12 protein-coding genes are annotated in these 15156 nt (G+C 39.0%); 1 reads left to right on the top strand and 11 read right to left on the bottom strand.

Features of this window, described 5'->3' with window-relative positions; translation table 11 throughout:
• The first annotated feature begins 16 nt into the window (after window positions 1-16).
• A complete protein-coding gene (locus IPG37_04025; GenBank protein QQR53597.1) occupies window positions 17-1654 on the top strand; it encodes a hypothetical protein in 1638 nt (545 codons plus the stop codon).
• A gap of 16 nt (window positions 1655-1670) precedes the next feature.
• Here IPG37_04025 and IPG37_04020 read toward each other — a convergent pair whose 3' ends face one another.
• The 11 genes from IPG37_04020 to IPG37_03970 all read right to left on the bottom strand — a co-directional run bounded on the left by IPG37_04020 (window position 1671) and on the right by IPG37_03970 (window position 15083).
• The gene (locus IPG37_04020) at window positions 1671-2012 is read right to left on the bottom strand and encodes an HIT domain-containing protein (protein ID QQR53596.1); all 342 of its coding nucleotides are present in this window, start codon (window positions 2010-2012) and stop codon (window positions 1671-1673) included.
• Window positions 2013-2094: 82 nt separating this feature from the next.
• The gene (locus IPG37_04015) at window positions 2095-2472 is read right to left on the bottom strand and encodes an iron-sulfur cluster assembly scaffold protein (GenBank protein QQR53595.1); all 378 of its coding nucleotides are present in this window, start codon (window positions 2470-2472) and stop codon (window positions 2095-2097) included.
• Window positions 2473-2584: 112 nt separating this feature from the next.
• Window positions 2585-4891, bottom strand: coding sequence for a hypothetical protein (locus tag IPG37_04010; GenBank protein ID QQR53594.1), 2307 nt, complete (start codon window positions 4889-4891; stop codon window positions 2585-2587).
• A 13-nt stretch (window positions 4892-4904) separates the two neighbouring features.
• The gene (locus IPG37_04005; protein ID QQR53593.1) at window positions 4905-6620 is read right to left on the bottom strand and encodes a hypothetical protein; all 1716 of its coding nucleotides are present in this window, start codon (window positions 6618-6620) and stop codon (window positions 4905-4907) included.
• Window positions 6617-7057: a hypothetical protein gene (locus IPG37_04000; protein QQR53592.1), complete on the bottom strand. Its 441-nt coding sequence runs from the start codon at window positions 7055-7057 to the stop codon at window positions 6617-6619. The genes IPG37_04005 and IPG37_04000 overlap by 4 nt, the downstream gene beginning before the upstream one ends.
• 361 nt (window positions 7058-7418) lie before the next feature.
• Window positions 7419-8615, bottom strand: coding sequence for a hypothetical protein (locus tag IPG37_03995; GenBank protein ID QQR53591.1), 1197 nt, complete (start codon window positions 8613-8615; stop codon window positions 7419-7421).
• A 222-nt stretch (window positions 8616-8837) separates the two neighbouring features.
• Window positions 8838-9779 (bottom strand): sigma 54-interacting transcriptional regulator, encoded by a 942-nt coding sequence (locus IPG37_03990; GenBank protein ID QQR54285.1) that lies wholly within the window; start codon window positions 9777-9779, stop codon window positions 8838-8840.
• A gap of 384 nt (window positions 9780-10163) precedes the next feature.
• On the bottom strand, window positions 10164-11633 hold the full coding sequence (locus tag IPG37_03985) for a hypothetical protein (protein ID QQR53590.1): 1470 nt from the start codon (window positions 11631-11633) through the stop codon (window positions 10164-10166).
• Between the two features lie 743 nt (window positions 11634-12376).
• Window positions 12377-12799: an NUDIX domain-containing protein gene (locus tag IPG37_03980; GenBank protein QQR53589.1), complete on the bottom strand. Its 423-nt coding sequence runs from the start codon at window positions 12797-12799 to the stop codon at window positions 12377-12379.
• 12 nt (window positions 12800-12811) lie between these two features.
• The gene (murJ, locus tag IPG37_03975) at window positions 12812-14362 is read right to left on the bottom strand and encodes a murein biosynthesis integral membrane protein MurJ (protein QQR53588.1); all 1551 of its coding nucleotides are present in this window, start codon (window positions 14360-14362) and stop codon (window positions 12812-12814) included.
• Window positions 14363-14384: 22 nt separating this feature from the next.
• Complete coding sequence (locus IPG37_03970; GenBank protein ID QQR53587.1) at window positions 14385-15083, bottom strand: ABC transporter ATP-binding protein; 699 nt, start codon at window positions 15081-15083, stop codon at window positions 14385-14387.
• Between the last annotated feature and the right edge of the window lie 73 nt (window positions 15084-15156).

The following is a 15156-nucleotide window of genomic DNA, read 5'->3' as shown; positions in this document are numbered from 1 at the left end:
ACAAAGGAGAGGAAAAATGAGTTTACATACAGCTCCCTATTATTTTGCAATTGCTATGTCTTTTTACGCATCAGTGGTGATGGCATATATTGCAATGGCTGCCTCAATTGGGCCATGGATTGCGCCCACGCTTATCATGATGATATATTTTTTTTTGGAACTTTATTTTATACGCTTTCCGTTGCACTATACTGCGTATGTTAAAGCAGCAAAGTCTGATATTCTTGCAGTGGTGTGCTCCGCTTCAATTGGAGGCATTGCCGCAACTGCGTGCGGCTTTTCTTTTCCCGCTCTGTATTTTTTAGACCCTCAACAATATGATCAGTTATTACATTCACAAACTACCTTTTTTTGTGTTTTGGCAGGACTTGTCTTAACCGCTGGTTTATTTGGTTTTGCAATTGCACATTTTTTAAAGGAACGATTTTTGAACGATCAAACACTGACCTTTCCGATTGGAAAAGTTATTGCCACGGCAATTGATGGTGCCGATCAACAAAAAAATCAGAAAAAAAAACTTATTGAAGGAGGCCTCTTTTTTGGACTTTTTGCCTGGCTTAACAGCTTATTGGGAGTTCAAAAAATTACATTACCTGCATTGCCAAGCATAAAATTGCCTGCCTTTGTTTTTGACCTGTCCGTTTTGCCTATGCTTGTTTCAGTTGGATTTGTGACCGGCTCTGTCATTGCACGGCCTTTGCTGACAGGCATCATGCTAAAATATTTTGTTATTGACACTGTCAGACTTTTATTTTTTAATGCAATTTCATCTTCAGATTTTATTTTAGCCTTCGGTGCAGGAATGGTTTTGTCCGGATTTTTTTCAACCCTGCAACGCATGCCAACTACAATAAAACAATTTTTTCTCATATTTTGGCAATGGTATTGGACCTCTGTCACTAATCAGACCAGTTTCAAAAACAGTATGCTGTTAATAAATCCACAGCTGCTTGTACATAGCACACTATTTTTACTGTTTTTTGTATGGTGGGCATGGTTTGTTGGATTTTCATTTTCATTAGGATTCTATCTTCTGGTTGGCACCTATGTTTGTGTATATCAGATGATTCTTATTGGTGGCACCATGGGCATCGCACCCCTGGGCCGATTTGCCACTTTTGTCATGGTACCGGCACTTTTTTTATTTGAAATGAGTTACATGCAGATCATTTTAATCGCCACCTTTGTTGAAGTGGCAGGCGGCGTCGCAGTTGACGTACTATTTGGGCAGAAAGCCCAACTGTTAACCAAAACATGTCCTATTACCATTATGAAAATGCAACTGTTTGGAATAGGGCTAGCCGCTATCGGCTGCACTTTTGCAATGTATATTTTAACCAGCAGGCTCGCACTTGGTTCTATACAACTTGGGGCATATAAAGCTCAGGCCAGAGCACTTCTGGTAACCGCAGGAACATTCGATTATGGAGTGGTCTGCGTAGGAATCTTGGGCGGTTGGATAGTGCAAGGATTTAAGATCAATCCTGGAATGGTTTTAGGAGGACTTCTGATGCCGATCGACTATTCTTTAGGTCTTTTGGTTGGAAGTTTGATTGCACATTTTACTAAAAATAAAGACCTGCACTTATCATTTGCCTCTGGAGTATACACAGCAAACTCTTTGTGGATGGTATTTAAAGCGCTTTTGGGCTAAAAACAGTTTTGCATATTCAATCAATATCATTGTGGGTTGTAAATCCTGCAAGCAGGTGCATATGCAGATGAAATACTGATTGCCCCACCGCTTGACCATTATTGATGATAAGGCGGAAATCGGACTTGTTTGGCAGGGCATGTGCCACTGTTGTTGCCATCAGTAACATATCGGCAGCCACTGCTGCATGTTCTTTTTGAAAATAAGCAACATTTTGAATGTGTAGTTTTGGAATGATAAGGTAATGAATCGGTGCTTTGGGAGCAATGTCTTTGATGACAAAGCAATGCTCGCTTTTAAAAAGCACGTGTGGCTTTTCCAGATCAGAACCAAGTTTGCAAAATATACAGGTTTGCATAGATGTCTTTTTTAAACAAATAATATCAATTCTATGCTACGCGGCGATTTAAAAAAGTCAAAAATCTTCCATAAAACCATAATCAACAGGATTTTTTCAACTCATTGATGGTACACAACAGCGCCTTCAGGCCCATTAGTGCACATTTAAGGCGCGTTGGTCCAAGTTCCATTCCGATCAGGTTACAGATAACCTGTTCATTAATAGCTTCAATCTCAGCAATCTGCTTTTGCAATACGTGTTCTGAAAGTAAGGAGGCAGTTGCAACCGAAATAACACATCCGTCAGCCTGAATGCCAATTTCGGTTAAAATCCCGTTATGATAACAGGTCTGAATATTAATAATATCACCACACAATGGATTGACATTAGTAAGTTTAATATGTGCAGCATCTAAAAAACGGCTGTTGCGTGGATTACGGAAATGGTCATCTAAAATAAAATGGTATAAGTTCTTCATACCATCATTGTAAACAAGAATTTATAACAAAGTCAATTTAATTGTTATTGTAAATATTTTTAAATTTCTAAAAATAAAAAAGTTAAGCTTTGAAATTTATACTTACGTTTCTTTATTTTTCATCAACTCGTATCAAGGTTCTTTGGCCATCAACCTCTTCGATCCAGATATTTACAACGCCAGTCGTTTGAGCAACCTTCACAAAGTCGATCGACTGCCCCTGGTCCAAAGGTACCTGTTCAGCCGGAATACGTACGATAACGCCCTGGTCAACATACACAATAACGGCTTTGCCATTTACCAAGCCTACCGTTGCCTCCTTGATCATGGTGCCAGCATTATTATAGGCATCATTTTCTGTAGTAGCCAGAAATTCAAACAGTTCCTGTGCGGTATTTGCATTGTTTAAGTTAAATGGACTAGTCTGCTGAGCAATCGTGTTATCCATCAATGATACGGTTGTTAAAAGACCGACTTGGATACTATTTGTGTAAAAAATATCAGAATTAATGGGTAATTTTGTAAAATAGTCGATTATAGTTTGGCTAATATTGAGATTATTCCTGATACCGCCAGGTTGTTGCTGTCCAACGGTCGAAAGCGCAAGTGGGTGGCGCGTAATACAGTCATGTAACAGTACCATATTACAGCCCCCCTGCAATAAACTTTGCTCAGGATTGACGATACAACGGTAGTTGGCATCTTGGCCAATAATAATGGCAGCACTGCTGTTTTCAGCAGAGGAACTGGCCTGTTGTGCCGTAAACGTACCATTTAAAACTGAAAAGTTGAATGAAGCAAGATTGGTCGAACTTGAAAAAGCCGCCTGTTTGATTGTTGGCAAACGATTTCCATTAACAGTAGCTCCAATTGCCAAAACACTGTTATTGTTAATTATACAGCGTGCTCCTTTACCATTTACAAGCAACGCACCGTCAATGGTATCAGTTTCAATCGATGCTATCTGTTTGAATACTGCCTTTGAATAACTGTTGCCAAACTGAAGCACAGCACCAACTGCACTTTGACTACTGTTTCCGATTGCAAAATAACCATTGTCTTGAATATCAAAAGATACCTGTGTTGCATGAATATCTGTTGGCATATCGGTCTGCACACTCACAACGGTATTGTCGGCAATGGTCGCTTGTCCATTATTTTTTAAGACTATTGATCCTTGTCCAACAAGCTTAATGGTGTTCTTTTTAAGATTTTTGTTGCGTGCAAACTGTGCTGACATGCGTTGAAACATCGTTCGATGACGTGCACAGGTTTCTGAAGTCAAACAGGTAACATGTCCACCGTTGTAAAGCAGATACTCATTATCAATACCAAGTAAAGCCATCTTATCTGAGAAAGTCCGCGCGCCAGCGGCATTTAATGGCTCAGAAGCTCCGCCATCCTGATAAATTGCTTGCTGGGATACTGTATTCACTGCTGAGTCTAAGAATAAAAAGGGGTCAAACGTTTGCCATTTTGCAATAATGTCCGGACGTGGGATAAGTGATTTGCCGGTATTTATCTGAACTCCATTGATCGGACTATTAATAAAAAAATCACCTGTTACAAAGATCGGCTCCCATTGATCGTTTACTTCAAAAGGCAGATCAACGTAATAGGGCGGATTTGAAAGATTTGGTGAAAAGGCTGCTGCGTATGAAAATATTGAAAAAGAAAATTGACCATTATCTGGTGTTACTTTGCCACTATTGGGCCCATTTGATGGTATTTCTGGAATAATAAAGCTATTAAACGTAAACATCTGATGACCAGGTGCGGACTGAGCAACTGTTGGTAGCAAAACATCTGGTTGTGTCATTAAAAAAAATGGGGTTCCACTTGCTTGTGCAAAACCAGTAAAAAGTTCTGGATGTTTTATTCCATGATACGTTGATCCAAAACCACCCATCGATTGTCCCATCACTGCTCGATAGGAAGCATCTGGAATTGTTGGATAATGTGCATCAACGTAAGGAATAAGGTCATTGACGATAAAATCTTCAAAATTTCCATTCAGTTCACTGTTAACATACCAGGTACCCTGATATCTTCTTTTGCCATCAACATCAATGCCAGTAACCAAACTCGGATCAACATGCACAACAATAAATGGCTCAATCTCATTTTCTTTAATCAGCTCGTCCATCAGATTTTTGTTACCCACCGTAAAACTTGCATGCGTTCCACCCAAACCTGGCAGATAATAGACCGTCGGAAATCGCTTCCTATTATTTGCCTGCATCGCCTGAGCTGGCAGATAGACCGTAATAAATCGAACATTATCTGTTGCCGCCGGTGAAGGTAAAACAGTACTATTGACAATCGGCACTGTATCAACGATCAACATACTATCTGCATGCATTACAAAGGAAAAAAAGAGAAGTTGAGCATACATGATACATGCACTCATCCAAAACATACATGCTCCTTATTTAAAAAGTTTTTTCAATTCCGATCTGCCATCCAGACCTGCACGGTGTATTGTTACCACCTACCACATATTCAAAAGACCCAAAAAGGTTAACCAATGTATGCTTGTAAAACAGTTTACCAGAGATCGTATGTGACTGTTGTTGTGAATTTTTGGAGGCAAGTTGCGCATTTAATGGTTGCAAGGATCCAGTTCCGTCATATGCTTTTGCATACACAAATCGTATATTTGTTTTGCTTTTAAAATAAAACTCATAACCACAGACAAGCATGAGACTCCCCATTGACTGGTAATATGATGGCAGTTTTAACGAAAGATCGATACTATTTTTTACCGTGGTCCAGGAGGTAAACGCAGGAGTTAATGGATTAAAATTGGTCACTGTCGCTCCCATGAACGCTGCCGGAATGTATTCTTGTGTGCTCAATACTTGACCAATCGTTGATGACCAGGCAATGTCAAAAAGATATCCGGCATTATGAATGCCACGCACTGCACTTGAAAAGGTCGCATGTCCATTTTTCCCTAACGGAACTGCAAAAACTGAAGAATCCTCCGGAGTAATCTGTTTTGACGTGGGAACTTCAAAAGAGAATCCACATTCACAGAAATCTTTTTTATTGATATGGTATCGCGCAAAAAGATCACACTGCATATCGCCTATGCCACTTTTGTGGTAATCATCGAATGAGACATTATTATCCTGAAAAGATGCCTCAGGCGTTTCATATACATTCGCAATAAGTGATTTAAAATTTTGCAAAATCGAATAAGCTTGGAAATTGATAATAGTTGTACTTGCAACATTGGCAGCCGTCGGCACAAGCCATAGATCTGATTGTGCGGCCTGATTTCCTGCAAGCGGCGTATAATCGATCGTTTCATCAAGTCGTGCTCGTAATCCAGTAACAGCTCCTGCACCTGAAAGAGCTGGCAGCAGATCCGCATTTGGCTTTAAAATGCCATACGGAGTTGCGGGCTTTGTTCCATTTGCTGTTTGAATAACTGTTACAAAAGGAACATCATAAATGAGCTCTCCATTGATTTTAAATCTACCCGAGCTTGAGTCATGATACGTTATCCACGGTACCTTATTTCCGGGGGGATTAATGGTAGCCGGAAGCTTGCTTGCAAGGTCAAGTCGAATTGCAAAGCCTTCAATCGGTTTGTTGGCACCCTCTGGAATATCAGTTGTACTGTCGTAAAAATCTGTCACCACAGGTCCGCCAAAAAGACTTTTTCCTGTCAATGCAGGTGCTGTTTTTTTTACCGTTATTTTTGAAAAAGGAAGATGAACACGACCAACCAGACTCCATTCATCATTTATTTTATATGATGCTTGCAAACCGACATACAGACCCCGCTGATCTATTTTCATTCGTGGTCCAATCAACTGATCAACCAGCGGCGCAAGCAGACTGATACTGTTACCATTCGTCAGCGCCTGCGAAGGAGAAAAACTTGAGGACTGAAATAGTAGGCGCGATAATGGACTATGAACTATTTCATGATGCTTTGTTTCTTTCATCAATGCTTTGCTTGCATGAAAAGCGAACCCCTGCACCATCGAGGTATATTCGATCTCATTTGTACGTTTTTCGTTATGATCGTTTTGCAAAAAATAAAACAGTGCCGACTGCTTGGTTGAATCTTGCCACCAGTGCACAGCACAACTTGTCATCGGAAAAAATAACGTAATCAGTACTACACGTTTCATAGATCATCATCTTCAAAAATAAGGTGTGCGTCATCATGCACTTCAAGATTATTATTCAAAATAAAAGTGACTCCCTGTTTGACAACCCACTGAATATTTCCTTTTAAAATGATGCTTTGACCCAATGGACACACAGGCCTGAAATCTATCGTGGCATACGAAGCAAACATACACTGTTTACTATCTGTTGAAACAAAAGTTACTGTATCAGTTGGCAAAAAGGTTGGCCCCGCAACAAAAGGAAAGCAGGTAGCAAAATACATGTCTTCGTCCATGTGCACAACTGTTGAATTAGTCAAAACTAGAGGATTATTACAATTGTGCTGTCGATTAATCGTGGAGCTATAATAATGCGTTTGCCCCTGCATCGACGTAAAAATGAGCACACACAGGACATGCCATGATTGCCAAACGAGGTTTTTAATGTTTTTTATCATTTTTTCTACGCCAGTTATCTTTGAAAGGTGCAGACATTGATCTGATAAAATTTGAGGCCCCGCGGGAGATTTTGTTATTTTTTACAGAGTGCATAAACCGTGTCCAGTAATCTTTTACTGCATGTTTCACGCTATCTTTAAAAGGTTTCATTACCATCCTTTTTTAACTGTTTTTTATACTTTTAACATATTCATTACAATCCACAACCGGGTCTATGTTTGATTGAAAAGAAACTTTTTTGAAAAGGTTATGCTTGATAGGTGTTGTACCAAATACATAAAAAAAGGTCGAGTAAAAATAGATGAAGTATTCTCACTCGGCTATGCGGTAAAAGAACGTAGCTTTTTATTGTTTGAGTGCTTATTTTTCAAGAAAGTCCAACAGTCGATGCGACATCTGTTTGCTGGTGAGAATATCCCAGAGCTTTTTAAATACCATCACTCGTGTGCCATCTGGCGGGTGCGTTTGATCTGTTTTTGCAGAACCAAACAACTCCCAATTTGTCTCAAGATTTGGATCATGGGTCGTATCTTGAAAAACAGGATTTTTCTCAGAAAATTTTTGCATATTTCCTGCATGATGAAGTATTCCTCCAAAATACAACATTTTTCTCTGAGCCTCAGCCCAGCCTTGATTTTTTGCTAAAACTATTGGATTTAAAATGCCGTTGATGTCAGCTTTCTGTTCTTGAGCAACCTGCAATTTTGCATACTTTTTTGGGCGCTCCCAAAAAAAATTTTTTGCATATCCTATTTTTAAAATATCACCACTTATCCCATGACCACCACATTCATGAACATACATTGAATGCAGTACTGCCTTATCATTGAAAGTAAATGAAGTTTTTTGAACATCTTTCTTTGCTATGTTAAGCGCAATACCATTTACTGTTTCAAGCCTGAAAAGCAATGATCCTCGTTTGTTCAAATACATGAGCCGCGGTTCACCAACCAACGGTAAAATAGAATTCGATTGAAAGCCATAATGTGCAGCTACTGGAAGAACAATATGTTTGTAAACAGAAGAAGCTTGTATAATCGGAAGATCGGCTTTACTACTCGCAGAATGTTCTTGTCCATTTAAACGCGGAAAGAACTGACTTTGATGATGGTCCATTATCTCCATCGCCTCATCAGCGTATAGATCTGTCATGTTTATGATATGATACAATGAAAAATATTGATCGATCGCTTTCATATGTGGTGCAAGTTTCATACGATCAGAAAATTTTAAGTGTGATAAAAATTTTTCTTCCTGTTCTTTTTCATGGTCACTTATCAATCTAAAAACATCTTCTTCATTTTTACATGCTTTTAACTCAGGTGACATATGCTCATCAGCAAGACTCATAAAATACTGATCCTTTTCAGAAAAATAGCCAACTGAGGGTGGAAGCAAGATGGGCGTATATGTATCAGACGATGGCAAAAAACAGTCATCTGAAAAAATAACCGCTTTTCGATTATTACCAGATAATTGTAACTGATCTTCACACGATTGTGCAGCCGAGCTAACCAAGAGTAAAGACCAAAAAGAAAGATGTACTATTCGAGCCACTTGTTATCCTTATTGTAATTTTAACTGTTTAAAAATAATATTTAAAATAAGCTACTTTTTTAACTATATTAACAGTGATAAAATTATATACAAGATCTATAATTACTTTACATTTTCTTGAAAAATTACTTTTAAAAAAGGATTTTTTATGCATCAGATTTTACTGCCAGATGCGGCATTTCACAACTTGAAATGACCAAGGGAAATCCCCGCTCGAAATGTTTACTCAAGATTATATTCTTTGATTCTTCGGCTAACGGAAGATCGGTTGACGCCCAAATAGTGAGCAATCTTGTTCTGATTTTTTTCAAAGCGGTACCACAAAAGGGCAACGGTGTGCCTGTCTTTCAAGGCATTTTTGCCTAGTTTTGCAGCCCGTTCGATTGTGGCATCGGCGGCAAGAAAGCTTGCGGTAATGACCGGTCCAGTATTTTGGACTGGCGCTGTTGGATTTAAATAGTTTTCTTGCATATACACCATGATCTGATTGCGCAAAGCGGCAAATGAAAGCGGTCTTTGAACAAAAATTCGTTGTTTTTGTAAAGCGGTGAGTGACGGTTTGTTTTTGTAGTCACTGTTTTTTCTAATCTGCATCGTATATCCGTCAATAAGTTGAGCTACGTCGTCAGGTTCAAAGGTACTCAGATCGGGCGCGGCAAAAAAGGACTGTTTACAGATCTGATAGAGTGGTGAATCTTTGAGCATGTCGATATCGTTCGGTTCCATCGTGGAATGCAAGAACAGTCTGACGTCTGATTGAAAGACCTCGGTGCTGTAAAATTTGCAGAATGACCCTTTTTTAATGTAATCAACCAGCTTTTCTGCCACCTCCGTGCGGAGCTGGTCAACACGTTCAATAAACAGGGAGCCGCCATCAAGTTTTTCAAGCAGGCCGGCTTCTTTGGGTGGATCATACGGAGATGCTTGTATGCCGAAAATGCCGTTCTGATATTCAGGAAAATAGATCGGATCGATATCTTTAAACTCTTTTCTTTTGGTTGCGTGATGAATGAGCTTGGCAATCGCAAGTGCATCGACTCGTTCGCAGCCAAAAACACTGTTTTGTGTGACAGGATACTTTTTAACATAGCAACTTTTAATACAATGCCCCGTGGCGTGTTGATAGGAAGAAAGGAATGGAGCTGGTTTCCTAACTCGGTTGATTGTAGATGCAACAGATAATCAAACTCATCAACAGAGGGCAGTGCCAAAAGCTGCTTGTGCATCACGTCGGCAATGTTTGGGTGGGCGACCACCATAATAATATGTTTCTCGTCAAGATGCGGAATGGCCATGGCAAGCACGCCTCGACTGTCCTGCTCCGTTTTGATCAGACGGGTGATCATCGTTTTGTGTTCAGTCACCTTTTGAATGAGTGCTTTGCACTGTTTGGTTACTTCATGTTCATGATCTTTGTTCAGGTCAATGTTGATAAAGGTTGTTGCAAAATAGTTGCAGGGATAAAACAGTTTGTTGCGATAAAAAAGATGCCAACTTCACGAGTTTCCTGCTGATTAAGAAAGGTTTTCACACTCTCTTTGAGCATTTTCAACTCCTGTTTATCTTTGAAGATCTCCTGGCGCAAAAGCCCAACTTCGTCAACGAACGCTTTTCGTTTTCGATGATAAAAGTTGGTAATGACACCTGAAAGATAGCTTCCAAACACACCGACTGCCTCTTTGTATGTCTCGTCGAAAAACTCACCACGAGGCTTACTTTTTGAATGATGACATACGCAGTGATATCATACTTTTCAAAGACCGGAATAATCGCGTCACAGTTGATGTTTTCAAGTGTAGTCATCATCATCTGCAACACATCACTCTGATCATAAAAGTTTGCAAAATCAAGTTCGTGATAATCGATAATTCGTTTCCTTTTGAAAATCTTGAACATGAGTGAGCGGTTGTACGCAACGAGGTTATCAAGTTCACGCAAAATAAAGTCGATACGTTCACGATAGCCCTGAAACATGCCAAACGTGTAACTGTCTGTGGCCATGCGACTATTCATGAATGCACCGGTTGCTTCGTTTTCCTTGAGCCCATCTGAATCTTCTGCGGGCCTTACCAGCAGGTCGATCTGTTTGTATTCGATGTTTAATGCTTTTGCAATAAAACCACGTGTGTGCTGAATGAGCTGATAATCATGTTCAACCATGCTCAGATCGATGAGTATGTCACGAAATTCGTCATTAAAATCAGGATCTGCAAATGCAGAAAGCATCTTTTTTTTGTCGGGGAACATGTCGATATTCAGCACATGTCGCGAGCAATAATAGAGAAAATAGGCTAAAAGTAACGCCGAAAATCCGACAAATCCCTGATTTTGCACTGCTGATGCAAAATAACTGAATTTGAACGGATTCATGTTGACCAGATCTGACAACACATATGGAATGAAAAGGTGCGAAATGAGTAGCTGCGTATGTTGGCGGACCATGAACGGAATATGAATATCCGTTCGGGTCATCTGCCTGTAGACTATCCACAAAATATAGGGCACCATCATGCACATGGTATACACATTGTACAGACTACGCATGAGATACTCAATCTGTGGTCGATCCGGTCGGTCAACCAGCTCGTACGCCCAGAAGGCCAACGTCAAAAAGTGCACCGCAAAAATACTACTCACAACAGTAAAAAATCTGTGCTCTTTTAAAATCGCCCATCGTTCGCTGCTCAAAAGACTTTGTATTAAAAGTAGCATTGAGTGATACTGAATAATAAATGCTACCCAACCCAACCGTCCTAAAAAAATTGCATTTTGGTGTGTGATAATATAAGGAGCACTTCGACTTATTACCCCATAAATCCAGCCAAAATCAACAAACGCACTTGAAACGATCGTGTAAAACATGATTGCTTGAGGCACCGGCCTGTTGGGGTTATCAAGTAGATGGCGCAGGAGCCGTACCATCAGAAAGAACTTGACGCAAAATGCGATCACGTTTGCTGTCAGGACGAATGCGTTATTATCAAAAATGTCTTTTAAAATCTGTATCATTTCATTCATGTGCAATCTGCGTTTTAAAACTGCTTGCAATTTCAAATATTGATGATACACTAACTTCTGTATTTTACAATCTTAATTTTAAGGAGTTCATCATGAATAAGCTGCTCAGTGTATATATGGCACTCTCAAAGTACCGCTCCATGGTTATGCTTGCAATCGCTGTGATTTCTGTTGTTATGTTAGATCCAGCAGGTCCCCCATTTGACGGATTTGTGAAGTAAAATTAGATCAAGATTGATTAAAACAAGATAAGCTAATTTTAAGGAGTTCATCATGAATAAGCTGCTTAGTGTATATATGGCACTCTCAAAGTACCGCTCCATGGTTATGCTTGCAAGTGCTGTGATTTCTATTGTTGTATTGGATCCAGCAGGTCCCCCATTTATGGGTTAATTTGAATTTGAATTTATAGTTAGATATTGATTAAAACAAGATAAGCTGACTTTGAGGAATTTGTCGTGAATAAGCTGTTTGATGTGTGCAAGATACGACTACGGTGCTCTCCTCGGATTATGTCTGCTTCTATCTTGATTTTTGCTGGTTTTTAATACATTAAATCTTGATTTAACAGTATTAGTTATCTGAATAATAACCTGTCTTTTAACAGGTCTTGCATTTTTGTCCCTGATGTTTTTGAAAAAAGACATCAGGGACATTTTTTTTGTACAATAGAAAAGGAGTGGATGCGCTCCACTCCTTTCTATTGTACAAAGCAATGATGATTTCAACGTTGTTTGGTTGCTTTAAAAATTACCACTTCTGATAAAATGATCAGCTTTTGCAAGCACGCCTTTTGCATTTTCATAGGTCAACATGTAAAGTGCCTGTTCGTAATCAAGCCATTTATAATGTTGATGTTCATGTGAAAGGACCACCTGTTTGCTTGATGCATATCCAACAAAAAAATAGACCGTTTTTGAGATCGGCTGGCGGAGCTTGTCTTTAAAATTATACGAATACGAGACCTCAAAACCTGGATGAACCTCTGCGGTTAGCCCTGTTTCTTCAGCAAGTTCACGTACCGCTGCTTGAAATTTGTTTTCACCACCTTCAAGCTTTCCTTTTGGAAAATCCCAATGACCGCCCAGATAGTTCAATAAAAGATACTCGATGGTACTGCCTTCTTTTATATACGTTACAATACCAGCAGAATAAATATTTTTCATACGCTTTATTCCTTAATCTATAAAAAAACTACGAAACCCTGCTTTTTTGCGGGACAGAAAAATGAGAACACAAAATAGTATCGATAATGGCCCAGCCAAAAACCAATACCCAAATCGCGTTCCTACATACATATCTACAACACCACTTGGTAACCAGAACAACACTGTGTAGTGAATGCTTTTTATCGGAATCCCAATTGCCAGCAAGCATATCATATATTTAAACAAAAGCCCAGCAAGTTTGGACAGATAAAGCGTGTATCCATAATAATGCAATGCTATCATAAATAAAATCATCTGCAGTACAGCTGAAATTGAGGTGGCAAGGGCCAAACCTATAATCTTTAGGTTATACAGTAAAAGATAGTTACATACAATATTTACAACAACTGAAATCAATGAAATTATTGCAGGTACAAATGTTCTGTGCAATGCATAGAAAACATTCAAAAAAAGCCGATTTAAGGACAAAAATGGAAGGCCCACACAGAATACTTGAAGGACCGTTCCCGCTATTTCAACCTGTTCGAGTGAAAAATTCTTTGAAAAAAAGGTTGAATAAAAAAGCTGATGAGCTGTAATGATCATCACAATAGTAACGGGAATGGTAACCCATAAGATGAGCTTTATTGATTCAAAAATGTACAAAGACAACCGTTTTGGAGAGCTGAGTGCAATATGTGAAAGTTGTGGCAAAAGCACGGTGGTCAATGATCCAACCAAGACACCTAACGGAATACCCATAAATCGATTTGCATAATATAACAATGAAATAGAACCTGAGGACAATAATGATGCAAAGGTGGTATCAATAAAAAGGTTTATTTCAGAAAATGAGATACTTGGCAAACAGAGCAGAAATTTTTTAATCATATGTTTTAATGGTGAAATAACGGCTTTGTCAGGCCATGAAAAACCACCCTGATAAAAATAGTATGCATAGGAATGAATAAATGCCTGCACCATTCCAGCAACAACTATGAACACACATAAGTATGAAACGGCCAGCTGTTTGAATAGACATAAGGTCAATGCTGCTAAAAAAAATATGTTTAAAACGAGTGGTCCTGCTGCTGGGATTAAAAAATGGCCTTGTGCTTGCAATGCCCCTGCAAATAAAGAGGATATTGAAATACATAAAATAAATGGCATTAAAATAAAAAGGAGTCTGCTTGCGACCGCTTTCTGTTCTGGTAAAAAACCTACGGCAATAAGATCTATGATATTTTCTGAGCGTATCATAAACAATAAAGCGAGTAGAAAGCAGGTGCCTTCAAAAAACAGAAATGCCGCGGTGATAAACTGTGTCGCAAAATCAGTCTGTTTTTTTTGCTTTGATACTTGAACAATCGATGGGATAAGCGCGGCAGAAAGAGCTCCCTCTGCAAAAATTTTTCGTAAAGAGTTGGGAACTTTAAATGCCGTAATAAATGCATCAGAAAGAACCCCAACACCGAGGTATTGCACCATTAAAACCTCGCGTATGACTCCTAAAAACCTACTTAATTGCGTTAAAAAACCGACTTGAAATGTTTTTTTTAATATTGTTTTTCTATTAAACATACCTTTTATCCTGAACTTAGCATTATTTGAAACGTACTATTCCCTGATAAAGCTCGATCTGATAATCCATTTGCGATGCAATATCATGCATATGTGTAGATAAAATGATGCCAACATTATACTCTGTATGTGCTTTTTTTAAAATTTCTGTTACGTGTGCTGCCGCAGCCTGGTCAAGTCCACTGGTTGGCTCATCTGCAAGTAAAAATAATGGTTGGTTACAAAGTGCGCGAGCAATACCTGCCCTTTGTTGCTGTCCACCTGACAATGCTTTGATGGGTGTATTGTTATAGTCAGAAAGCTCAACAAGCTCAAGTAAGTCTACAGCTTTTTCAGTTGCTTGTGCTTTGTCACCAGTTTTTACAAACAGAGGTACCATAATATTTTCAAGTACATTGAGCTCTGGAATAAAATAAGGCTGTTGAAAAATAAGGCCGATCTTTTCATTTAAAAACCTTTCAAACGTACCCTGCACATACTGATTAATCTCCTGGCCGTCAAGTTTGACCGATCCAAAGTCCGGTTTTAAAAGCCCACACAATATCTGAAGCAGAGTCGACTTTCCCGATCCTGATTTTCCCATTAATGCATACGTATGATCCTGCCAAAAATCAAACGAGACAGTGCGTAAAATGTCCTTCCGTTGAATACCGGTCGAAAAGCTTTTGGAAATATTTTCAAGACTTAAAATACTCAATAGATCCTCCTTTTTTTTATTCATTGGTTAGTCAGTTTTCATTTTGCTTTAAAAATTAATAAACGGCTACTTTATTTAAGTATACCCAACTGTGCAT

The organism is bacterium (genome assembly GCA_016699125.1).
In the GTDB taxonomy this organism is placed as follows: domain Bacteria; phylum Babelota; class Babeliae; order Babelales; family Vermiphilaceae; genus AWTP1-30.
This window is presented reverse-complemented; position numbering and strand designations above follow the sequence as displayed.